General features: G+C 58.4%; 23 protein-coding genes. 13 read left to right on the top strand and 10 right to left on the bottom strand.

What is annotated here, in order from left to right; genetic code table 11:
- Positions 1-23 precede the first annotated feature (23 nt).
- Genes ACR0M3_RS04370 through arsC form a run of 4 tightly spaced genes read left to right on the top strand, consistent with a single transcriptional unit; the run spans position 24 to position 2,183 of the window.
- On the top strand, positions 24-362 hold the full coding sequence (locus tag ACR0M3_RS04370) for a DUF952 domain-containing protein (RefSeq protein ID WP_480909826.1): 339 nt from the start codon (positions 24-26) through the stop codon (positions 360-362).
- Positions 359-790 carry a DUF1330 domain-containing protein gene (locus ACR0M3_RS04375; RefSeq protein ID WP_480909827.1) on the top strand — a complete coding sequence of 144 codons (432 nt, stop codon included), beginning with the start codon at positions 359-361 and terminating at the stop codon, positions 788-790. Before ACR0M3_RS04370 ends, ACR0M3_RS04375 begins: the two co-directional genes overlap by 4 nt.
- Complete coding sequence (locus ACR0M3_RS04380; RefSeq protein WP_480909828.1) at positions 787-1,845, top strand: quinone-dependent dihydroorotate dehydrogenase; 1,059 nt, start codon at positions 787-789, stop codon at positions 1,843-1,845. The genes ACR0M3_RS04375 and ACR0M3_RS04380 overlap by 4 nt, the downstream gene beginning before the upstream one ends.
- The gene (gene arsC / locus ACR0M3_RS04385) at positions 1,842-2,183 is read left to right on the top strand and encodes an arsenate reductase (glutaredoxin) (protein ID WP_480485174.1); all 342 of its coding nucleotides are present in this window, start codon (positions 1,842-1,844) and stop codon (positions 2,181-2,183) included. The genes ACR0M3_RS04380 and arsC overlap by 4 nt, the downstream gene beginning before the upstream one ends.
- Here the strand turns inward: arsC and ACR0M3_RS04390 are convergent.
- Genes ACR0M3_RS04390 through ACR0M3_RS04400 form a run of 3 tightly spaced genes read right to left on the bottom strand, consistent with a single transcriptional unit; the run spans position 2,180 to position 4,438 of the window.
- Positions 2,180-3,496 (bottom strand): MATE family efflux transporter, encoded by a 1,317-nt coding sequence (locus ACR0M3_RS04390; RefSeq protein WP_480909829.1) that lies wholly within the window; start codon positions 3,494-3,496, stop codon positions 2,180-2,182. The genes arsC and ACR0M3_RS04390 overlap by 4 nt on opposite strands.
- Before the next feature lie 2 nt (positions 3,497-3,498).
- Positions 3,499-4,017: a PaaI family thioesterase gene (locus tag ACR0M3_RS04395; RefSeq protein WP_267364663.1), complete on the bottom strand. Its 519-nt coding sequence runs from the start codon at positions 4,015-4,017 to the stop codon at positions 3,499-3,501.
- Position 4,018: 1 nt separating this feature from the next.
- Entirely contained in the window at positions 4,019-4,438 is a 420-nt protein-coding gene (locus ACR0M3_RS04400; protein ID WP_209503260.1) for a PaaI family thioesterase, read from the bottom strand.
- Between the two features lie 115 nt (positions 4,439-4,553).
- Between ACR0M3_RS04400 and ACR0M3_RS04405 the strand changes: the two genes are divergently transcribed.
- From ACR0M3_RS04405 to ACR0M3_RS04440, 8 genes are all read left to right on the top strand, one after another.
- A complete protein-coding gene (locus ACR0M3_RS04405; RefSeq protein WP_267364662.1) occupies positions 4,554-4,922 on the top strand; it encodes a MerR family transcriptional regulator in 369 nt (122 codons plus the stop codon).
- Positions 4,923-5,192: 270 nt separating this feature from the next.
- On the top strand, positions 5,193-5,594 hold the full coding sequence (locus ACR0M3_RS04410) for a MerR family transcriptional regulator (protein WP_209503256.1): 402 nt from the start codon (positions 5,193-5,195) through the stop codon (positions 5,592-5,594).
- A 42-nt stretch (positions 5,595-5,636) separates the two neighbouring features.
- A complete protein-coding gene (locus tag ACR0M3_RS04415; protein WP_480909830.1) occupies positions 5,637-7,418 on the top strand; it encodes an acyl-CoA dehydrogenase C-terminal domain-containing protein in 1,782 nt (593 codons plus the stop codon).
- Between the two features lie 55 nt (positions 7,419-7,473).
- The gene (locus tag ACR0M3_RS04420; RefSeq protein ID WP_209503252.1) at positions 7,474-7,686 is read left to right on the top strand and encodes a hypothetical protein; all 213 of its coding nucleotides are present in this window, start codon (positions 7,474-7,476) and stop codon (positions 7,684-7,686) included.
- Positions 7,687-7,965: 279 nt separating this feature from the next.
- Positions 7,966-8,604: a glutathione S-transferase family protein gene (locus ACR0M3_RS04425; RefSeq protein WP_480484256.1), complete on the top strand. Its 639-nt coding sequence runs from the start codon at positions 7,966-7,968 to the stop codon at positions 8,602-8,604.
- An 11-nt stretch (positions 8,605-8,615) separates the two neighbouring features.
- A complete protein-coding gene (locus ACR0M3_RS04430) occupies positions 8,616-9,827 on the top strand; it encodes an acetyl-CoA C-acetyltransferase (RefSeq protein WP_267364658.1) in 1,212 nt (403 codons plus the stop codon).
- Positions 9,827-10,315 carry a cupin domain-containing protein gene (locus tag ACR0M3_RS04435; protein ID WP_267364657.1) on the top strand — a complete coding sequence of 163 codons (489 nt, stop codon included), beginning with the start codon at positions 9,827-9,829 and terminating at the stop codon, positions 10,313-10,315. Before ACR0M3_RS04430 ends, ACR0M3_RS04435 begins: the two co-directional genes overlap by 1 nt.
- Positions 10,308-12,509, top strand: a complete 2,202-nt coding sequence (locus tag ACR0M3_RS04440) for a 3-hydroxyacyl-CoA dehydrogenase NAD-binding domain-containing protein (protein ID WP_480909831.1) — start codon at positions 10,308-10,310, stop codon at positions 12,507-12,509. The genes ACR0M3_RS04435 and ACR0M3_RS04440 overlap by 8 nt, the downstream gene beginning before the upstream one ends.
- Before the next feature lie 56 nt (positions 12,510-12,565).
- Here the strand turns inward: ACR0M3_RS04440 and ACR0M3_RS04445 are convergent, their stop codons facing one another.
- Together ACR0M3_RS04445 and ACR0M3_RS04450 are read right to left on the bottom strand one after the other, a co-directional pair.
- Positions 12,566-13,339 carry a Hint domain-containing protein gene (locus ACR0M3_RS04445; RefSeq protein ID WP_480909832.1) on the bottom strand — a complete coding sequence of 258 codons (774 nt, stop codon included), beginning with the start codon at positions 13,337-13,339 and terminating at the stop codon, positions 12,566-12,568.
- A gap of 268 nt (positions 13,340-13,607) precedes the next feature.
- Positions 13,608-14,543 (bottom strand): DMT family transporter, encoded by a 936-nt coding sequence (locus ACR0M3_RS04450; RefSeq protein ID WP_480909833.1) that lies wholly within the window; start codon positions 14,541-14,543, stop codon positions 13,608-13,610.
- Between the two features lie 148 nt (positions 14,544-14,691).
- Here ACR0M3_RS04450 and ACR0M3_RS04455 point away from each other — a divergent pair, with 148 nt between their 5' ends.
- Positions 14,692-15,705 carry a hypothetical protein gene (locus ACR0M3_RS04455; RefSeq protein WP_267367575.1) on the top strand — a complete coding sequence of 338 codons (1,014 nt, stop codon included), beginning with the start codon at positions 14,692-14,694 and terminating at the stop codon, positions 15,703-15,705.
- 6 nt (positions 15,706-15,711) lie between these two features.
- Here the strand turns inward: ACR0M3_RS04455 and upp are convergent, their stop codons facing one another.
- Genes upp through ACR0M3_RS04480 form a run of 5 tightly spaced genes read right to left on the bottom strand, consistent with a single transcriptional unit; the run spans position 15,712 to position 20,236 of the window.
- The gene (gene upp, locus ACR0M3_RS04460) at positions 15,712-16,344 is read right to left on the bottom strand and encodes a uracil phosphoribosyltransferase (RefSeq protein WP_480484262.1); all 633 of its coding nucleotides are present in this window, start codon (positions 16,342-16,344) and stop codon (positions 15,712-15,714) included.
- Positions 16,341-17,327 (bottom strand): adenosine deaminase, encoded by a 987-nt coding sequence (locus ACR0M3_RS04465; RefSeq protein ID WP_480504516.1) that lies wholly within the window; start codon positions 17,325-17,327, stop codon positions 16,341-16,343. The genes upp and ACR0M3_RS04465 overlap by 4 nt, the downstream gene beginning before the upstream one ends.
- Positions 17,324-18,535, bottom strand: a complete 1,212-nt coding sequence (locus ACR0M3_RS04470) for a phosphopentomutase (RefSeq protein WP_480909834.1) — start codon at positions 18,533-18,535, stop codon at positions 17,324-17,326. Before ACR0M3_RS04470 ends, ACR0M3_RS04465 begins: the two co-directional genes overlap by 4 nt.
- A complete protein-coding gene (locus ACR0M3_RS04475) occupies positions 18,532-19,839 on the bottom strand; it encodes a thymidine phosphorylase (protein ID WP_480909835.1) in 1,308 nt (435 codons plus the stop codon). Before ACR0M3_RS04475 ends, ACR0M3_RS04470 begins: the two co-directional genes overlap by 4 nt.
- 4 nt (positions 19,840-19,843) lie before the next feature.
- Positions 19,844-20,236, bottom strand: a complete 393-nt coding sequence (locus ACR0M3_RS04480; protein WP_267365809.1) for a cytidine deaminase — start codon at positions 20,234-20,236, stop codon at positions 19,844-19,846.
- Positions 20,237-20,306 lie beyond the last annotated feature (70 nt).

The raw sequence follows: 20,306 nt of genomic DNA on the forward strand, positions 1-20,306 counted from the left end.
GCCGTGCGGGGCATCAGGTCATCATGCTGATCTACAAGATTTTCCGAGCCGTCGAATGGGCTGAACTGCAAAGTCTGGGCGCCACAAACGGAGCACCCATTGACGTGTCAGACGGGTTTGTTCACTTTTCCACCGCTGAACAAGCTGCTGAAACCGCCGCCAAGCATTTTGCGGGCGTTGAAGGGCTTACGCTGTTGGCCTGCGATGCTGATGCCATGGGCGATGACCTGAAATGGGAAGTGTCGCGAGGAGACGCCCTGTTTCCGCATCTGTATCGTCAGATCAGGTTAAGCGATGTCGTCTGGGCGCGCCCCCTGCCTTTTGTCGGCACGGCACATCAGTTTCCCGAGGACATGGCATGACATCCTATGTCGATCCGGATCGCGCCCAGTTCGAGGCATTCAAGGCTCTGGAGCGCGACCAGCCGATCGAAATGCTCAATCTGGTGAAATTCCGCGCCGAGGCGCAGTATCCCAAATCACATGAATTGGCTGGCGCAGGGCTGACCGGGGCTCAGGCCTATCAGAAATACGGGACTGAAACCGCCCCAATCATTGGCCGTATCGGGGCAAGCATCCTGTGGCGGGGTGCATTTGAAACGACTCTGATCGGACCGGCTGATGAGGTATGGGATGCCGTCTTTATCGCACGCTATCCGACTGCATATGCGTTTCTGGAAATGGTGACTGATCCGGCCTACCGGGCGGCGGTGGTCCATCGGCAGGCTGCGGTAGAAACCTCGCGCCTGATCCGGTGCGGATCAAGCAAAAGCGGGAAAGCGTTCGGATGAAACTGACCGAGAAACTCGGGCTTGCAGCCCTGCACTGCATGGATCCCGAAACCGCCCACGGGATGTCGATCAGGGCTTTGAAGGCGGGGCTTGCGCCTGCGCCGGGGCCTGTGACAACGCCGCGCCTGAAAACAAGCCTTGCCGGGTTGGACCTGCCGAATCCAGTAGGATTGGCCGCGGGCTTCGACAAGAACGGAGAAGTTCTGACGCCGCTGTCGCGCGCAGGGTTCGGTTTCATCGAAGTCGGGGCCGTCACACCGCGCCCGCAACCGGGAAACCCTAAACCCCGCCTGTTTCGCCTGACCGAGGACAAAGCGGCGATCAACCGTTTTGGCTTCAACAACGAAGGCATGGAGGTGATGGCAAAACGGCTTGCTGATCGCCCCAAAAATGCGGTGATCGGCCTGAATCTGGGCGCCAACAAGGACAGCGAGGATCGCGCGGGTGATTTCGTCAAGGTGCTGGCGCATTGTGCCCCGCATCTGGATTTTGCCACCGTCAACGTGTCATCCCCGAATACGGAAAAGCTGCGGGATTTACAGGGCAAAGCAGCGCTGAGCGCGCTTTTGAGCGGTGTGATTGAAACCCGTGATGCGCTGCCTCGCCCACTGCCCATCTTCCTGAAAATCGCGCCGGACCTGACCGATGCCGAGTTGCAGGACATTGCCGATGTTGCGCGCGAGACCCGTGTGGATGCCGTGATCGCCACCAACACCACCCTGTCGCGTGACGGGTTGCGCAGTTCGCACAAAGGTGAAACCGGCGGACTGTCTGGCGCACCGCTGTTCGAGAAATCAACACGTGTTCTGGCGCGGCTCAGCCAGTTGACCGGGGGTGACATTCCCCTGATCGGCGTGGGTGGCATCAGCAATGCGGAACAGGCCTATGCCAAGATCTGCGCCGGGGCATCTGCTGTGCAGTTCTATACGGCGATGGTGTATGGCGGCATTTCTCTGGCGGCTGACATTGCGAACGGGTTGGATGAACTGCTGGCCTGCGACGGCTTTGACAATGTGGCTCAGGCCGTCGGCAGCAAACGAGAGGACTGGCTATGATCGAATATTGGCACAACCCGCGCTGTTCAAAGTCCCGCGCCGGTCTTGCGTTGCTGGAAGAGAATGGCGCACGGGTCACGGTGCGCAAATATCTTGAGGATGCACCATCAATCGATGAGCTGCGAGCGGCACAATCCGCATTGGGGCTTTCGCCCGTTGAGATGATGCGTACCGGAGAATCCCGGTTCAAGGAACTGGGGCTGACAAAGGCCTCGCCAGACGACGCCCTGATCCGGGCCATGGCCGAAAACCCGATCCTGATTGAGCGTCCGCTTGCCATTGCTGGGGATAAGGCCGCCATCGGGCGTCCACCGGAAAACCTTCTTGTGCTGCTCTAGGCCACCTGCGCCTCGAGCTTGGGATAGCGCCATCCTAAAGTCACGCCGCGCGCGATATTAAGCACCATCAACGCGGCCCACAGGCCGTGATTTCCGAAGCTTGGCACCAGAATAAACAGCGCAACCAGATAGAACACAACCGATTGGAACATCGCGCTGCGCATTGCCCGGGTCCATGTAGCACCTATGTAGATTCCGTCAAACATCCAGCTTGCCACGCCAATAACGGGTGCCAACGCGGCCCAGACAAGAAACTCGCGCCCCGCCTCACGCACCTGCGGTGAGGTCGACATGACGTCGATCAACGCGGGTCCGGCGACGAAGAAAACCGCACCCAGTAACAGGGCACCCCCAACACCCCATTGCGAGGTCATGACAGACGCACGGCGCACCTGATACCTGTCTCTGGCACCCACCGCGCTTCCGACCAGAGCCTCGGCGGAAAAGGCGAACCCGTCCAGCGCGAAAGCCGTGATTTCAAGAAACTGAAGCAAGACCTGATTGGCCGCCAGATTGACATCACCCAGATCCGAACCGACGAAAAGAAAGGTCGTGAAGGATCCGGTCAGCAAAACCGACCGGATCATGATATCGCCGTTGACCTGCAACATCCGTTGCAGCCGAGCGGCATCAAATATGCGAGCCCAGTCACGCCAGGTTCCGTCTTTGAACCCATCCCGACACAGCCAAAGGCCCAGCGCCAGACCTGTCCATTCCGCAATCAAAGTGGCAATGGCAACCCCTTCGACACCCCAGCCGAGACCAAGCACGAACCATAGATCCAGAACGATGTTCAATCCGTTCATCCAGACCTGAAGAACAAAAACCCCGCGCGTGCGTTCAACCGCAATCAACCATCCGGTAACCGCATAAAGCGCGATAGTGGCAGGAGCGCCCCAAATTCGAATCTCAAGATAGGCGTGGGCCAGCGTTTCGACCTCGGGGCTTGCCGGAGATAAAGCGAACGCACCCGCGAACACGGCCACTTGTGTAAGGATAAAGAACAGCCCAGCCGCGCCGCCAAGCATCAGGCCGCGCATCAGCAATGCCCGGGTTTCAACAGCGTCGCCTGCCCCGCGTGCCTGCGCCGCCATCCCGGTGGTTCCCATCCGCAAGAAACCGAAGATCCAGTAGATCGTTGACAGGATCACTGCACCGATCCCGACCGCACCAATAGGCGCAGCCTGCCCCAACTGGCCGACAACGCCGGTATCAACTGCCCCCAGAATCGGAACGGTGGCGTTCGACAGGACAATCGGCACAGCGATCTTCAGCACCCGTCGATGCGTGATGGGCGCCGAGGCGTCCTGCATGGTCAGCTCTTGCCCCGAGGCGGTTGCGGCATCAGGAAATGCCCGGAGGCCTGCGCAAACAGTTTCGCATGATTGTCCTGCCAGGCTTCAACCCGTACCGAGGCGTAACGCCGCCCCGACCGGCTGATAAATGCCCGCGCATAGGCGTCTCGCGGCAAGCCCGAACGCAGATAGTCGACGGTAAAGTCGATCGTCTTGGGAAACCGGATGCTTTCGTCTGACACGATGGCCTCTGCATCGATCTCTCCGCTTTCAATACTTGGGAACATGTGTTCCCAGCTCAGCGTGATAACGGCTGTCACCTCCAAAAAAGCTGCGGTTACGCCGCCATGAATTGCAGGCAGAAACGGATTGCCGATCAGCTTGTCATCGAAATTCAAAACACCGGTCAGCTCATCCCCGCGCCTGTCAAAACTGATGTTCAGGAAACGTATATACGGTACGCCGTCGACAAGCGCACGCAGGGCTGCATCGCGGCGCTGCTTGACCACCTGCATCGGCTCGGGACGAGGTCTTGGCATATTACTTCCCTTCAACCGTAAAGGACCCTGAGGCTGTCGCCACCGGCAGGTCCGTGTCGTTGTCCATTGCGGTGGCCCGCACGAAGGCAACGTTTCGCGTGATATGGTGACAGACGGCATGAGCAGTAATCGTCTGACCGGGTGTCGCCGCGCGCATATAGTCAATCCGCAGATCGATTGTTGCGGTTCCTCCGGGGGCCGATGGGTGGCTCATCACCGCAGCGCCACAACAGGTGTCCAGAATCGTGGATATCGCTCCCCCATGAATCACCCCTGTACGCGGATCCCCGATCAGGTCTTTGTTGTAGGGCAGAGTTATCTCTGCCTCACCCTCACCGATCTGCGTGAGCGTAAGGTTCAATGCCCGCGCATGGGGGATCGCCTCGATAAACTGGCGGGCTAAAACTGTCTTATCGACCATAAGTATGCGTCCTGTTCTCTGCACCGCCTTTATGAGCCGGTGTTCCGGTAAAGAGCAAGCCTACCTGTTGCGCTTGGGATCGGGACCGCCTAGGTTGCTGACGAGGAGACCGGGAATGTCCAACAACCGTTTGTCATTCAAAGAAATGTGCGCCGAGTTTGACGTGACGCCGCGCACCCTGCGCTACTACGAATATATCGAGCTTTTGCAACCGGACCGCGAAGGGCGTTCGCGCTTTTACGGGGCCCGGGAATGCGCGCGGATGAAACTGATCATGCGCGGCCGAAAGTTTGGTTTTCCTCTAGAAGAGATTCGCCAATGGCTACTGATCTATGAAGATCAGGGAAACGAGGCCCAGATGGCCACCTTTGTCGAAATGGCGGACCGCCAGATGAGTGAGCTTCAGCAGCAGCGACAGCAACTGGATGAGGCAATGGACGAACTCAAAAGCCTGCGCGACCAAACGGCCAAGTCGCTGGAATAACCTTTTCCGATATTTCATAATCAAGCATTGCAGGTGGCAGAACCTGTCAAAACCGGTGCGCATCCCCTTCAAGGCACCCGTTTATTCATGCCGAAAATCAGTTGACGTAACGGTAACAAAATTTCGCCGAAAGCCCCTTACGTGCACGGATGTTACGTCAACTTCAAAGTGACGCAGCGTCTGGATTACGTAAACGTCACTCACATGTTGTAAAGCACCCACCAACTGCGCAACTCATGTCTCATGACGCCAGTGACGAGAGTATGACGAATGACCGAAGATGTGATGACCATCCGCGAGATGTGCGAGACCTATGATGTCACACCACGCACCTTGCGGTTCTATGAGGCAAAGGAACTACTGTTCCCGATCCGCGAAGGCCAAAAACGTCTGTTCACCAAACGTGACCGGGCGCGGCTGAAGCTGATCCTGCGCGGCAAAAGATTCGGGTTCAGCCTCGAGGAAATTCGACAGCTGCTGGATCTCTACCATGTGGGCGATCAACAGGTCACCCAGATGAATCGCACATATGAAATCGCGTGCGAGCGTCTGGCTGACATGGAATCGCGCCGCGAAGAGCTGACGCAGGCCATCGACGATCTGAAAGAGCAGTTGCGCTGGGGCGAGAAAGTCATCGCCTCGATGAAACAGGAAAAGAAGGCGGCCGAGTAACCTCGCCCTGCCTTCCGGACATATGAATTAAGGGAGCTTCACATGCCCGTTTACAACGCGCCAACCAAAGACATGCAGTTCATTCTGCACGATGTTCTGAAAGTCTCGCAGTCGGACATCCCCGGCTATGACGAACTGGAGCCCGAATTCACCGGCGCAGTTCTGGAAGAAGCAGGCAAGGTTGCCACCAACGTCCTGCATCCTTTGAACGTTGTTGGTGACACCGAAGGGTGCCGGTTGGAAAACGGCATTGTGTACACCCCTACCGGGTTCAAAGACGCCTTCGAGCAGATGAAGGAAGGTGGCTGGACTGGCCTCGACATGCCGGAAGAGTATGGTGGCCAGAACATGCCTTACGTGATCGGCACAGCCGTGGGTGAGATGTTCTCGGGCTCCAACCAGGCTTTCACCATGTATCAGGGCCTGACCCATGGCGCAGCCTCGGCCATTCTGGCGCACGGAACAGACGAGCAGAAGAACAAATACCTGCCCAACATGGTCAGCTGTGAATGGACCGGCACCATGAACCTGACCGAACCACATTGTGGCACCGATCTGGGCCTGATGCGCACCAAGGCAGAACCGCAGGGTGACGGCAGCTACAAGATCTCCGGCCAGAAGATCTTTATCTCGGCTGGCGACCACGACATGGCAAACAACATCGTCCACCTGGTGCTGGCCAAGATCCCAGGTGGCCCCAAGGGCATCAAAGGCGTGTCGCTGTTCATTGTGCCCAAGTTCATTGTGAACGAAGACGGCAGCCTGGGCGAGCGCAACGGCGTATCGGTCGGCAAGATCGAAGAGAAAATGGGCATCCACGGCAACTCGACCTGCGTCATGAACTATGACGAAGCCACCGGCTGGCTGCTGGGCGAAGAGCACAAGGGCATGCGCGCCATGTTCACCATGATGAACGAAGCGCGTCTGGGGGTGGGCATGCAGGGCCTGTCGCAAGCCGAAGCGGCCTATCAGAATGCTCTGGAATACGCCAAGGACCGTTTGCAGGGTCGCGATGTGACCGGTGTCAAGAACCCGGATGGTCCGGCCGATCCTCTGATCGTGCATCCTGATATCCGTCGCAACCTGATGGATCAGAAAAGCTTTACCGAAGGCGCGCGCGCGTTCATCCTTTGGGGCGCGACCATGATCGACAAGGCGCACCGCGCGGGAGACAAGGATGCGGACGGGCTGATCTCGCTGCTGACCCCGGTCATCAAAGGCTTCCTGACCGACGAAGGCTACGACATGACCGTTCAGGCGCAGCAGGTCTATGGTGGCCATGGCTACATCGAAGAATGGGGCATGTCGCAATATACCCGCGACGCCCGCATCGCGATGATCTACGAAGGTGCAAATGGCGTTCAGGCGCTTGATCTTGTGGGTCGCAAGCTGGCGCAGGATGGCGGCAAGCACGTCATGGCGTTCTTCGAGATGGTCAAAACCTTCTGCAAGGAAAACGCGGGCCAGAACGAAGCATACGACAAGGCGTTCATCGAACCGCTGAAAGCCGCATCCAAGGATCTTCAGGCCGCTGGCATGTATTTCATGCAGGAAGGCATGAAGAACCCGAATAACGCATTGTCCGGTTCCTATGACTTTATGCACATGTTCGGCCATGTTTGCCTGGGCCTGATGTGGGCGCAAATGGCGAAAGCGGCTCAGGAAGCGCTGGATGGTGGAGCCTCGGACAAAGAATTCTACGAGACCAAGATTGCCACCGGCCGTTTCTACATGGCCCGCCGCCTGCCCGCGACAGCGATGCATCTGGCGCGAATCCAGACCGGCGCGGACACGATAATGGCACTGGACGCGGCGAACTTCTGATCTCAGTCTGGGTCCGGGCAACACCGCCCGGACCCAGCTTACCGGAGGAGACCAAATGCCAAAACGTTTTCGCCTGACCCGCCGCTTTCCGGTTGCGATGACTGAAGATGGGTATCGCAAACTCAAGGCGTTCGCGCGTGATGCCGGTCTGGACGAAGGTGAGGCGCTGTCTTTCTTGTTCGAGAATTTCAACAGCGTGATTGATGAGGAGAACCTGACCCACCGCCTGCGCATCTTCAATTCCGAACTTGAGGCACGGAAGAGGTGAACTGCTGCGGAGAAAACTCAACGGCGACTTTAATTTGAATGCCGGACGCCTCCGGCGGGAGTATTTGTGAAAAGATGAAGCGGCGATGCGTCCCTGCCACCGGGCACACTCGCCATCAGGACAGGAACGACTTCACCTTTTGCGGTCATCGGCTCTCCAGCCTGTACCGCACGACCACTGAATACGAAGATGGTTGATGAAACGTTACCTACTGCCCTTCATCTTTTCAAAAATACTCAAATCCGGCCTAGCCACATGCGCCTTGGGAGGGGCGAGCACATGACCATCAAACTTCATTGCTTCGGAGAAAGTGGAAACAGCTACAAGGCTGCTTTGGCTCTGGAAATGTCCGGTTTGGAGTGGGAACCGGTCTTTGTCGATTTCTTCAAAGGTGTAACCCGCACGCCGGAATATCGTGCTGACGTAAACGAGTTGGGTGAAGCACCAGTTCTGGTCGATGGAGATTTTCACACTAGCCAATCCGGTGCGATTCAGGCCTATGTCACGGAGAAATCCGGCAAGTTCGGTGGCAAGGACCGGGAAGAAGACTACGATATTCTGCGTTGGGTTTTGTGGGACAATCACAAACTCAGCTCAATGGCAGGTTTGACGCGGTTCCTGATCAATTTCCTACCCGAGCAGCACCGCAACCCTGATGTCATTGCATTCAATAAAGGACGTTTGAAGGCGGCTTATGAAATCCTGAACAACCACCTGGATGGTCGCGACTGGATCGTTGGTGATGGTGTGACCAACGCCGACCTTAGCTGCTGTGGTTATCTGTATTACCCTGAACCATTTGGCTTTGACCGTGCCGACTGGCCCCATATCGACGCCTGGCTGACCCGCTTGTCCGAACAGCCCGGCTGGAAACACCCCTATGACCTGATGCCCGGCAACCCGTCGGATCGAGCTTGAGGAGAAGACCCATGACCGAAGCCTATATCTATGACGCCCTGCGCACGCCGCGCGGCAAGGGCCGCAAGGATGGCAGCCTGCACGAGGTAACCTCGGTGCGCCTGTCCGCCCTGACCCTGAACGCGATGAAAGAGCGCAACAACCTGGAAGGTCACGCCGTCGAAGACGTGATCTGGGGAAACGTCACGCAAGTGATGGAGCAAGGCGGCTGTCTTGCGCGCTCGGCCGTTCTGGCATCCGACCTCGACCAGTCGATCCCGGGTCTCGCGATCAACCGTTTCTGCGCCTCGGGCATGGAAGCCGTGAACCTGGCCGCAAACCAGGTGAAAGGCGGCGCAGGCGATGCCTATATTGCGGGCGGTGTCGAGATGATGGGTCGCGTGGCCATGGGCAGCGACGGTGCAGCAATCGCTGTTGACCCCTCGCTGGCGATGGAGACCTATTTCGTACCTCAGGGAATCTCGGCCGACATCATCGCGACCGAGTATGGCTTTACCCGTGATGACGCGGATGCGCTGGCGGTTGAATCGCAAAGACGTGCTGCGGAAGCCTGGGCCGACAACCGGTTCGAGAAATCCGTGATCACCGTCAAGGATCAGAACGGCCTGACCATTCTGGACCGCGATGAATACATGCGCCCCGGCACTGACATGCAGAGCCTCGGTGCGCTGAACCCGTCGTTCGCTATGATGGGCGAGCAGATGCCTGGCTTCGACAAGGTTGCGATGCTGAAATACCCCCATCTTGAGCGCGTGAACCACATCCACCACGCCGGCAACAGCTCGGGCATCGTGGACGGAGCCGCTGCTGTTCTGATCGGCAACAAGGAATTTGGCGAGAAATACGGCCTCAAGCCGCGTGCCCGCATCAAAGCAACCGCCAAGATTGGCACTGATCCGACCATCATGCTGACTGGCCCGGTTCCGGTGACCGAGAAGATTTTGGCCGACAATGGCATGAAGATCAGCGATCTGGACCTGTTTGAAGTGAACGAAGCTTTCGCCTCGGTCGTGCTGCGGTTCCAGCAGGCATTTGATGTCGATCCCGCACTGGTCAACGTCAACGGTGGCTCGATCGCGATGGGTCACCCGCTGGGTGCCACGGGTGCGATGATTATCGGTACGCTGCTGGATGAACTTGAGCGTCAGGACAAGGAAACCGGTCTGGCCACGCTTTGCATTGCATCCGGCATGGGTGCGGCTACCATTATCGAGCGTGTCTGATGCCTAAGCTGGATCTTTCTCAGATCCCGTTTCAGGGCGGCTCGGCCTATCCCGGCAAGCTGGCCGAAGCGACCACAGGTCGCTTTGCGCAGCGCGTGGGCGATGCGGGCGGGCTGACCCAATACGGGGTCAACATCGTGCGGCTGGATCCGCAGGGCCTGTCATCGCTGCGCCATTACCACATGAAGCAGGACGAGTTTGCCATAATCCTCAGCGGCTCGTGCACGCTGGTCGATGATGATGGCGAGCACGAGATGCAGCCCGGCGATTGCGCCGCCTGGCCCGCAGGTGAGGCCAACGGCCATCACCTTGTGAACAACACCGATGCGCCCATGACCTTTCTGGTGGTGGGCACACGGACCCCGACCGAGACCGGCTATTACAGCGACATGGACATGATGGTGAAGGTTGATGAGAACGGATTCTCCTTCACCCGCAAGGATGGCAGCCCGCTGACGGCTGACCAGATTGGAGATGACAATGACTGATTTCACTCTGAGCAAAGACGCAGACGGCGTCGCCACGATCACCTGGGACGTGCCCGGGAAGACCATGAACGTGATGTCCTTTGACGGGCTGGCAGAATTGAGCGATTGCATCGATCAGGCGCTGGCCGACGATGAGGTGAAAGGCATCATTGTTACTTCGGGCAAAGAAGGGTCATTTGCAGGCGGCATGGACCTGAACCTGCTGGCGGTGATGAAAGAACAGGCGGGCGACAATCCGGCCAAGGGTCTGTTCGAGGGCACGATGAAAATGCACGCCCTGCTGCGCAAGATCGAACTGGCGGGTATGGACCCCAAGACCAAGAAAGGCGGCAAGCCGATTGCTACCGTTCTGCCCGGGACCGCTGCGGGCATCGGTATGGAACTGCCCCTGTCTACCCATCGTATCTTTGCAGCCGAAAACCCAAAGGCAAAGTACGGCCTGCCCGAGATCATGGTCGGCATCTTCCCTGGCGCGGGCGGCACCACCCGTATGGTCCGCAAAGTTGGCGCCATTGCGGCGGCTCCGCTGTTGCTGGAAGGCAAAATGCTGGACGTCAAGAAAGCCAAGGGCGCAGGCTATATCGACGAAATCGCAGCCGATCCAATGGCAGCAGCCAGGGAATGGGTGCTGAGCGCCAAGGACGCCGATCTGGTCAAGCCTTGGGACGCGAAGGGTTATAAAATGCCCGGTGGCGCCCCCTATCATCCCGCAGGCTTCATGAACTTCGTTGGCGCGTCGGCGATGGTGAATGGCAAAACCCAAGGGGCCTTCCCGGCGGCCAAGGCTCTGCTGAGCGCGGTTTACGAAGGCGCTCTGGTCGATTTCGACACCGCGCTGAAAATCGAAGCGCGCTGGTTCACGTCCGTGCTGATGAACCCGTCGTCTGGTGCGATGATCCGATCGCTGTTCCTGAACAAGGAAGCACTGGAAAAAGGTGCCGTGCGTCCTGCAGGCGTTCCGGATCAGTCCGTCAAGAAGATCGGCGTTCTGGGCGCAGGCATGATGGGGGCTGGTATCGCTCTGGTATCGGCGCAGGCCGGTATGGAAGTGGTTCTGATCGACCGCGATCAGGAGGCTGCCGACAAAGGCAAAGCCTATACCGAGACCTATCTGGACAAAGGCATGAAGCGCGGCAAGGTCACGGCTGAGAAAAAAGAGGCCATGCTGGGTCGCATCACAGCAACGCCGGATCTGGACAACCTGAAAGGGTGTGACCTGATCATCGAAGCGGTCTTTGAAGACATGGGCGTCAAGGCTGAGATGACCAAAAAGGTTGAGGCGATCATCCCCGAAGAGTGCATCTTTGCATCGAACACATCGACCCTGCCGATCAGCGATCTGGCCAAAGCCTCGGTTCGGGCTGACCAGTTCATCGGCATCCACTTCTTCTCACCGGTCGAAAAGATGTTCCTGGTCGAGATCATCAAGGGCAAGGAAACCGGGGATCGTGCAGTGGCCAAGGCGCTGGACTATGTGCGTCAGATCCGCAAGACCCCGATCGTGGTCAACGATGCGCGTTTCTTCTACGCAAACCGCTGCATCATTCCATATATCAACGAAGGCGCGCGCATGGTCACTGAAGGCGTCAGCCCCGTTTTGATCGACAACGCCGCGCGGCAGTTGGGCTTCCCGGTCGGTCCGATCCAGCTGACCGACGAAACCTCGATTGATCTGGGTGCAAAGATCGCCCGCGCGACAAAGGCGGCGATGGGCGATGCCTATCCGGAAAGCCCCTCAGACGATTTGATCTTCTGGATGGAGGAACAGGGCCGTCTGGGCCGTAAGGCGAATGCCGGTTTCTTCGACTATGACGAGAAGGGCAAGCGCGTCGAATACTGGAAGGGCCTGCAAGACAAGTATCCGCTTGCCGATGACCAGCCTGACCTGATCGAAGTGCAGGAACGTCTGATGTTTGCTCAGGTTCTGGAAGCCGTCCGCGCACTGGAAGAGGGTGTTCTGGAAGACATCCGCGAGGGCGATGTCGGTGCAATTCTGGGCTGGGGCTTTGCCCCGTGGTCGGGTGGTCCGTTCAGCTGGCTGGACATCATCGGCACACCCTATGCGGCCGAGCGTTGTGATCAATTGGCCGAGACATACGGTGAACGCTTTGCCTGCCCGCCACTGCTGCGCGAGATGGCAGAAAAAGGTCAGAGCTTCTACGGTCGCTTCAACCCCGAAGCAAAGGCCGCTTAATCCAATGATGCGGGCGCATGTCACCATGCGCCCGCATCGTTCTTGTCAGTGTTTGGTTAGATCTGCCATTCGGGCCGCAGGAACAGAACCGGCGCGCTTGGGCGTCCCGGTCGACCCGGTCGCCTGACCCCAAATGGCGGGCGGATCGGAAATATCGGTTCCTGGGGAATGGGTGCAGGCAGCGCACCCAATGGGTTGGCAAGGGCCGACATATCACCCCTGCTTATAAGTGAATGGATCAGGTCGGAGGCGACCTCTTCGGCCGCGACATCGTACCGTGTTCCGGTGGTTGCACCGCGCATGTTGAAGCGACCGGACGGGCAATAGGCCTGCAATCCGCCCTCGACAAAAATCACCTGATCATCATCAAAGAACAAAGAAAACACTTCAAAAGACGACCCCGGTGCCTGTGACGTCAGGTGACCGGCGCCGTTCAGCAAACGCGCTGGCACCACCGAAGGTCCATCGGCCTTGGCGTTGATCCGGGACAGGTTCAGCGCCATGCCCTGTTCGGGCATCAACCAGACAGGTCGCCCGTTATACGCGGCGCGGGCAGGCACGAGGACCGGCAGGAACTCGACCCGGCGTTCATCGGCTGGAATGACCACAACGCTTATCGAGATGCGCCGTACTTCTTTGAACCCGTGATCGAGGGTTCTAACCAGATCACCCACCGTGATCCGTTCGACCGGCTTCCACCCGGCAGTCGTGGCGATCTTGGTGCCGTGCAAAAACCCGCCACGGCGCGCATTTACCGCCTGTTTATTGTTGGTTCGATCAACTTCTGGCAGCTGATCCAGATAAACAGAAATACTTGTTACTTCGGACACGTGCCTTACCCCCTTTTGGCACAAAACATTTATGCCAATGAGCTAACACCAAATATTCGGCCCGTCACATTTCAGACATATTTGCGCCCAATTTTGACCAATTCCGCGTAATTGCCGATGGTTTTCGTGGACACTCCAGGACTCTCATCAGACATTTTTGCCATTTCTGAAACGAATGCCTTTTGTCGATCCACCGAATCCACGGCGTTTCACCGGATACGGAAGTAACGAAACGGTCTGGCTTGGGCGTGCATACGGCCCAATCGCGTCAGGCGACTTTTTGCTGTTCAGATGATCGACTGGCGCGCCACCCCAGCAACAGACCCGCTGCCGCAATCATAAGGATGCCCGAAATCTGAAAGACGCCAATGGTTTGCCCAAAGGCCACAAATGCGAAGAGCGGGCCGAAGATCATGACAGAATACTCGAACACCGCCACATAAGACGGCTCACCCACTTGATATGCCTTGATCAGCATGAAAACCGCGATTGTTGAACCGACAGCCTGAGTAACCAACCACGGTGTGGCTGGCCCCATATCCCAGACCCACCCACGCGTAACAAACCCCTCGGCACCGTCTGCCGTAACAACCGGCGAGATTGTCAGGAACGTGACCCCCAACGCCCCGGCCAGACCCATTGTTATGACCATGACAGCCAGCATGGCCACAGTGCTTTCCCGCGAACAATGCGTACGCGTTAGGATCGAACTGAAGGCATAGAAAAACCCCGCGGCCACAGGCACCAACGTACGCAGGTCGAAATCGCTGGGGTTTGGCTGCAACACCAGAAGGATGCCGGTAAATCCAATCAGCACGGCCAGTATGCGCCACGGCCCTATCGATTGTCTGAGCACCAGAGAGGAGATTAACAGCACAAAAATCGGTGATGTGAACAACCCTGCCAGCGCCTGCGCAATTGGCATCATGGCAAGGGATGCAAAATAAAAGAACATTGCTGTGGTGATCAGGGCGCTGCGCAAAATGACAGGTCCCCATCGCACAGGCCGCAGCCTACCCAGCCCCAGAAACGACAGGCCGACGATCAGCGGCAGCATCAAAAGCGCACGGGTCATATGAAACTGCCACAGCCCGACGGTTTCGGCCAATAGGATCACAACATTGTCGATAACGCCGACAATTGCCATCGCACTGACCATCAGGGCCGAAGCCAGCACAGCAGAAGATGAGGAATGCGCCTGCATGAAGTCGTGTCCTGATTGTGATCGTGGACCGACAGTCTCGATCCTTTCGGGTATCCAGCACAATTCGCAATGACTGCGCAACAGGTTTGCGCCCTGCGATTTCACCATGCTAAGCTGCAGCAAAACAAATTCGAGCAGACCCACCCAGATGACGGCCCTGAAACAGTACCAGCGGATCGAAGCCACCGGTCTGTGGCGCCCTTCGCCCGATGAACAGCGGCGCGAGGTTGTGGTGTCTATCGGTGAAGCCACCCTGACCATTTCCGATTTCAATGACAGGGCGCTGACCCACTGGTCGCTGGCAGCACTTGAACGCCAGAACCCTGGTTCCTTTCCGGCCATATTCAACCCGGACGGTGATCCGGATGAAACGCTTGAGCTGGCCGAATCCGAAACCACGATGCTTGAAGCGATCGACCGATTGCAGCGCGCTATTGATCGGTCCCGCCCCCACCCGGGGCGTTTGCGCTGGCTGAGTGTCGGAGGCGTCGTGGCCGCCGTGCTGGCCCTGTTGCTGTTCTGGCTGCCGGGTGCACTGCAAAACCACGTTGTCTCGGTCGTGCCCCAGGTCAAGCGGCAAGAGATCGGCGATATGATCCTGCATCGGATCGAGCGCGTCTCGGGCCAGGCCTGTACGTCGCGGGATGCACGGGATTCACTGGAACAATTGGCCCGGCGCACGGGCGTACGGCAGATCATCATTCTGCCAGCAGGCGTTCAGGACAGCCTCAGCCTTCCTGGCGGCACGGTCCTGCTAAGCCGTGCTTTGGTAGAGGATTACGAAGATCCTGCCGTTGCAGCGGGCTATGTGATTGCGGAACGGGCGCGGGCCGCGCATTGGGACCCGCTGGATGACCTTCTGGACAGAACCGGCGCGACCTCGGCCTTCAGGCTTCTGACAACCGGCGGGCTGACGCCCGAGATTATCGACACATATACCGAGCAGGTCCTGTCGCAGCCTCGTCCGGCCATTTCTGACGACGACTTGCTGGCGATGTTCTCGCAAAGCGCGCTTCCCTCAACCCCCTACGCCTATGCCCGTGATGTGACCGGCGAAACCGTTCTTGGCCTGATCGAAGCAGATCCGATGGCGGGAAGGGCACTGGAACAGGTGCTGCCGGACCGTGATTGGGTCCGGCTACAGAATATTTGCGGCGAATAAACCGGGTTACTTGGTTCCGAACATCCGGTCACCGGCATCCCCCAGACCGGGCATGATGTAACCTTTCGAGTTCAACTCGCGGTCCAGCGCTGCCGTGACGATACGAACGTCAGGGTGTGCTTCCTTCATCCGCGCGACACCTTCGGGTGCCGCCAACAGGCACAGAAAGCGAATATCCGTCGCCCCGGCCTGTTTCAGCAGGTCAATGGCCGCGGCCGAGCTGTTACCAGTCGCCAGCATCGGATCCACCGCAATGACCAAACGGTCCTTCAGGCTTTCGGGGGCCTTGAAATAATACTGTACGGGTTTCAGCGTTTCTTCGTCGCGATACAGCCCCACGAAACCGACGCGTGCCGAAGGTACAAGTTCCAGCACCCCGTCCAGCATCCCGTTTCCGGCGCGAAGGATCGACACCAGCGCCATTTTCTTACCCGCCAGTATGGGGGCGTCCATTTCTTCCATCGGCGTTTCGATATTTCGCGTTGTAAGGGGAATGTCGCGCGTGACCTCGTAAGCCAGAAGCAATGTGATCTCGCGCAGCAACTGCCGGAATCCGGCGGTCGAGGTGCCCTTGTCCCGCATGAGCGTCAGCTTGTGTTGCACCAGCGGGTGATCAACGACGGTCAGGTGTTCGCTCATGTGTTCTCCAATCTTTTCTTGACCCGCGCGCGGGTGTCATCATCACAGAAGGCCGCGTTCAGGGCCATCTCATTCAATGCCGCAAAATCCCCGGCCTCCCAGCCGAACGCCGCGTTCAACATCTCATATTCCCGCCGCATGGTCGTGTGAAAAAACGGAGGATCGTCGGTGGAAATCGTAACCTTTACGCCCGCATCGCGCAGTTTCGCGATGGGGTGGGCGGCAAAATCTGGGAAAAGACCCAGAACCACATTCGAACCCGGACACACCTCAAGCGTGACATCCCGGTCAACCAGTTCACGAACAAGTTCAAGGTCTTCGATGGCGCGGACGCCGTGCCCGATACGCTCAACCCCCAGATCGCGCACAGCGTCGCGCACACTGTCAGGACCGCCAAACTCACCCGCATGCGTGGTCAGGCGCAGCCCGGCTTCGCGGGCACATTCGAAAGACCATTTGAAGTCACCCTGCGTGCCAATGGATTCGTTGCCGCCCATGCCAAAACCGGTGATCCAGTTTCCGGCGGTCTCGGCCGCACAATGGGCACTCCGCCTGGCTTGTTCGGGGCCAAAATGGCGGACACAGGTAACGACACCGCGCAAGGTGATATCGAATTTACGCTCGGCTTCGTCTGCCGCATCCTGAATGGCATTCAGATAATCCCGCCACGCATGCAGGTCGCCACCGCCGCAAAAATCAGGGCTGAGGAAGGTCTCGGAATAAACCACGCCATTTTCAGCGCTTTCCTCAAGAATGGCCAATGTCAGCCGCCGGAAGTCTTCGGGCGTTTTCAGAACTTCGCAAGCGGCTTCGTACACGCTCAGGAAATGCGCGAAATCACGAAAATCATAAGATCCGTCTGGCTTGAAGATACCGCTCAGGTCAACGCGTTTTTCGTGGGCAAGCTGGCGGATGAAGGCCGGAGGTGCCGCGCCTTCGTGGTGAAGATGCAGTTCAATTTTGGGCAGGTCTGCAACGCTCATAAAAAGTTCCTTCCCGGCCCTTGCGCCGGAATGTTCAGATGATGGGCAATGCTGGCCGCAATATCGGTAAAATCTACTTGCCCGATTTGTCCGGTACCCTGCCCCGCAATCAGAACCGGAACCTGTTCACGGGTGTGATCTGTTCCGGTCCAGCTTGGGTCATTGCCATGATCAGCTGTTAACAGCAACAGATCGCCTGGTCGAAGTTTCTTCAGGATACCCCCGATCTCGCGGTCAAACCATTCCAACGCTCGGGCATAGCCGCTGATGTCGCGGCGATGCCCATAAAGGCTGTCAAATTCGACAAAGTTGGCGAAGGTCAGACTACCCTCTTCCGCCTCGTCCACAAGATCAGACAGGTGCTGCATCAGCTGGGCATCCGACCCTTTGCGCAGCGTGTCGATCCCCTGCATCGAGAAGATGTCGCCGATCTTGCCCACTGCATGAACCCGTCGCCCTGCATCCTGCACCCAGTTGGTCAGCACCGGTGCCGGGGGCAGAATGGCGAAATCCTTGCGATTGGTCGTCCGTTCGAACCCCGTCTCAGGCGTACCGACAAAGGGGCGCGCGATGACACGCCCCACTTTCATCTGGTGCAATCGCGGAGCAAGCGCGCGGCACATGTCCAGCAACCGCTCAAGCCCAAAGCTTTCCTCATGGGCCGCGATCTGAAACACACTGTCAGCGGATGTGTAGCAGATCGGCCAACCGGTGCGCATATGTTCGGCCCCCAGTTCGGCTATGATCGCTGTCCCCGACGCGTGGCAGTCTCCAAGAATGCCTTCGGTCCCGGCAGCTTCGGCTGCCGCACGGCTCAGTTCCGCTGGAAAAGCCGGAACCGTGTTTGGAAAGTAATGCCAATCCCAAGGCACCGGCAGGCCCGCCAGTTCCCAGTGGCCTGAGGGCGTGTCCTTACCCGGTGAATGCTCACGCGCGCAGCCCCATAGTCCAGCAGGTTCGGCATCGAGGCCCGGAGTGGCGTCTCCAGACGCCAGCCGCACAGCCGCGCCCAAACCCAGCGCGTCCAGGTTGGGCAGGTGCAACGGGCCGGTGCGCCCATCTACTGCGCGGCCTTCCGCGCAGGCTTGGGCGATATGGGCCAGCGTGTTTGCCCCGGCATCCGGAACATCACCGTTGAAAAACCGGTCTGCATCAGGTGCCCCGCCTATTCCAACGGAATCCATGACGACAAGAAACGCTCGGCTCATACGCTGATCCTTTCGTGGATCAGATCGGGCAGCTTTGGAACTGTATCGCTGATTGTCATCGCACTCAGCACAGTTTCCGCTGCCCGCCGTGCAGCGTTTTCCCGTGCAGCGTGGACCACGGCAATGGGTGAACCTTTTGAAACACGATCCCCCAGCCTGAGGATGTTGGATATTCCAACTGCCGGATCGATCTCATCACTTTCGACCTGGCGGCCGCCACCCAGTGCGACGACCGCAAGGCCCAGCGCCTCTCCGTCGATGGCGGAGATGTAACCGTCTTCGGGGGCAGGAACCTCCTGAATAACGCTCGCCTCAGGCAGGAAACGGGTCCAGGTATCGACGAATTTCACAGGACCACCAACCGCTGCCATCATGCGGCCAAACCGTTCGGCGGCGCGACCGTCACGGATGATCTTGGCGATCTGCTCACGCCCCTCCTCGACCGAGATGCACATGCCTGCATCGGCCAGCAGGACGCCGCCCAACTCGGCAGAAATGTCCACCAATGGCGACCCGCCAGGACCGGTCAGAACCTTCATCACTTCCGCGACCTCCAGTGCATTGCCCAGCGCCGGGGCCAAAGGTTGGTTCATGTCCGTGATCACCGCCGAAGTCCGGCACCCGGCCGCGTTCGCAGTCTCGGTCAATGCTGTGGCCAGCTTGCGGGCATCCTCAATTGTTTTCATAAAGGCACCGCTACCGACCTTGACGTCAAGAACCAACGCATCCGGGCTGGCCGCCAGCTTTTTGGACAGGATCGACGCTGTGATCAAATCCAGACTTTCGACTGTTGCCGTTACATCCCGCACTGCATAAAGCCGCTTGTCCGCCGGTGCAATCTGGCCCGTCGCGCCAACGATGGCCGCGCCCGTTTCGCGCAATATCTGCGCAAGTCGGTCCTGACCGATCTGAGTGCTGACCCCCGGAATCGCCTCGAGCTTGTCCAATGTTCCACCCGTGTGCCCCAAGCCCCGACCCGAGATCATCGGCACATAAGCACCACATTCCGCCAGCGCCGGAGCCAGCACAAGGCTGACGCAGTCCCCGACCCCACCGGTCGAGTGCTTGTCGATCACCGGCCCGTCCACATCCCAACCGAGAACATCGCCGCTATCGCGCATCGCAATCGTCAAGTCCGCACGCCCCTGAGGACCCAGCCCGCCCATACAGACGGCCATGGCAAACGCCCCGGCCTGCGCATCGCTGACGCTGCCGTCTGCCAACCCTTGCGCGAACCAGATAAGCTCGTCGCGGCCTGGGACTTCGTGCCTGCGCAGTTTGGCTATGATTGAACGGGCGTCCATGCGTTCAGACATCCTCCATGTGCGACGCGTCGAACGCACCCGGCAGCAAATCTCCGATGGTTGTCTCAAACTCCGCACCATCGACGGTTGCCAGAGTAACCTTTACATCGCGCTTGCCAAACTCGGCCAGCTTCTGACGGCATCCACCGCAAGGCGGCACAGGCTGAGGGCTGGAGGCAACCACGTAGACCTCGGTCAGTTCCTGCTCGCCCGCGGCCACCATTGCGGCAATTGCACCTGCTTCCGCGCAGGTCCCCTCGGGATATGCCACATTCTCGACGTTGCACCCGGAAAAGACATGACCCGAAGAAGACCGAAGCGCTGCGCCAACTTTGAAGTTCGAATATGGCGCGTAGGCGTTTTCCCGGACAGACAAGGCAGCGTCTTTCAGCGACATGGCGAATCCTCATTTTTGATCATCTGGTCAGAAATTTGCACGCTAACGTATTAAGGCGGGGAATTTGAAG

It is taken from the genome of Ruegeria sp. O5 (assembly GCF_056535105.1).

Bases quoted from the DNA above. Each gene is read 5' to 3' on its own strand.
- ACR0M3_RS04370 (WP_480909826.1), top strand. From the start codon at position 24: ATGCTGATCTACAAGATTTTCCGAGCCGTCGAATGGGCTGAACTGCAA.
- ACR0M3_RS04375 (WP_480909827.1), top strand. From the start codon at position 359: ATGACATCCTATGTCGATCCGGATCGCGCCCAGTTCGAGGCATTCAAG.
- ACR0M3_RS04380 (WP_480909828.1), top strand. From the start codon at position 787: ATGAAACTGACCGAGAAACTCGGGCTTGCAGCCCTGCACTGCATGGAT.
- arsC (WP_480485174.1), top strand. From the start codon at position 1,842: ATGATCGAATATTGGCACAACCCGCGCTGTTCAAAGTCCCGCGCCGGT.
- ACR0M3_RS04390 (WP_480909829.1), bottom strand. From the start codon at position 3,496: ATGCAGGACGCCTCGGCGCCCATCACGCATCGACGGGTGCTGAAGATC.
- ACR0M3_RS04395 (WP_267364663.1), bottom strand. From the start codon at position 4,017: ATGCCAAGACCTCGTCCCGAGCCGATGCAGGTGGTCAAGCAGCGCCGC.
- ACR0M3_RS04400 (WP_209503260.1), bottom strand. From the start codon at position 4,438: ATGGTCGATAAGACAGTTTTAGCCCGCCAGTTTATCGAGGCGATCCCC.
- ACR0M3_RS04405 (WP_267364662.1), top strand. From the start codon at position 4,554: ATGTCCAACAACCGTTTGTCATTCAAAGAAATGTGCGCCGAGTTTGAC.
- ACR0M3_RS04410 (WP_209503256.1), top strand. From the start codon at position 5,193: ATGACCGAAGATGTGATGACCATCCGCGAGATGTGCGAGACCTATGAT.
- ACR0M3_RS04415 (WP_480909830.1), top strand. From the start codon at position 5,637: ATGCCCGTTTACAACGCGCCAACCAAAGACATGCAGTTCATTCTGCAC.
- ACR0M3_RS04420 (WP_209503252.1), top strand. From the start codon at position 7,474: ATGCCAAAACGTTTTCGCCTGACCCGCCGCTTTCCGGTTGCGATGACT.
- ACR0M3_RS04425 (WP_480484256.1), top strand. From the start codon at position 7,966: ATGACCATCAAACTTCATTGCTTCGGAGAAAGTGGAAACAGCTACAAG.
- ACR0M3_RS04430 (WP_267364658.1), top strand. From the start codon at position 8,616: ATGACCGAAGCCTATATCTATGACGCCCTGCGCACGCCGCGCGGCAAG.
- ACR0M3_RS04435 (WP_267364657.1), top strand. From the start codon at position 9,827: ATGCCTAAGCTGGATCTTTCTCAGATCCCGTTTCAGGGCGGCTCGGCC.
- ACR0M3_RS04440 (WP_480909831.1), top strand. From the start codon at position 10,308: ATGACTGATTTCACTCTGAGCAAAGACGCAGACGGCGTCGCCACGATC.
- ACR0M3_RS04450 (WP_480909833.1), bottom strand. From the start codon at position 14,543: ATGCAGGCGCATTCCTCATCTTCTGCTGTGCTGGCTTCGGCCCTGATG.
- ACR0M3_RS04455 (WP_267367575.1), top strand. From the start codon at position 14,692: ATGACGGCCCTGAAACAGTACCAGCGGATCGAAGCCACCGGTCTGTGG.
- upp (WP_480484262.1), bottom strand. From the start codon at position 16,344: ATGAGCGAACACCTGACCGTCGTTGATCACCCGCTGGTGCAACACAAG.
- ACR0M3_RS04465 (WP_480504516.1), bottom strand. From the start codon at position 17,327: ATGAGCGTTGCAGACCTGCCCAAAATTGAACTGCATCTTCACCACGAA.
- ACR0M3_RS04470 (WP_480909834.1), bottom strand. From the start codon at position 18,535: ATGAGCCGAGCGTTTCTTGTCGTCATGGATTCCGTTGGAATAGGCGGG.
- ACR0M3_RS04475 (WP_480909835.1), bottom strand. From the start codon at position 19,839: ATGGACGCCCGTTCAATCATAGCCAAACTGCGCAGGCACGAAGTCCCA.
- ACR0M3_RS04480 (WP_267365809.1), bottom strand. From the start codon at position 20,236: ATGTCGCTGAAAGACGCTGCCTTGTCTGTCCGGGAAAACGCCTACGCG.